We start from the raw sequence: 440 nt of genomic DNA on the forward strand, positions 1-440 counted from the left end.
GGACCAATTCGCGGGCGCCGTCACTGGCAAGCCGGCAGCGTCAGGCGTCGCTGCTCAGCCGATGCGATGCCGGATGTGCGCAGGCCGCCGCGAGCTTCGTGCATGAAGGCAAGTTGGCGCGTCTCAAGCCGTTAGCGCAGCCGGCTACCGTGCCGCTTTTCGCAGAAATCTCGCCGCAAGCGCGCTTCGACAGCGTGGTGGCGAAAGCGGCGCTGTCGCCGCAAAAGCTTGCTGCTGCCTTTGCCCACGCAGCACCTCCTGTGCCTGCCAGCCTGCCTACGGACGCGCACGTTGCGGAGCCGGTGCGCCTGCCCGAGCAGAACGGCCCGGCCCCGGTGCGCTTCGGGCCGGAGATCGCTGAGTTCGAACGATCCTCCCGTCTGGCGCTGGCGCTAGCGAATGCATTGCCGGGACAGATGATCGATGTGCTGCCGGAGGCG

The 440-nt window shown here is 68.0% G+C and carries 1 pseudogene; it reads left to right on the forward strand.

The window, feature by feature from the left end:
- Window positions 1-440, forward strand: a pseudogene (locus E5W87_RS22105) (hypothetical protein); the annotation flags it as partial.

The organism is Mesorhizobium sp. (assembly GCF_004962925.1).
Classification (GTDB): domain Bacteria; phylum Pseudomonadota; class Alphaproteobacteria; order Rhizobiales; family Rhizobiaceae; genus Mesorhizobium.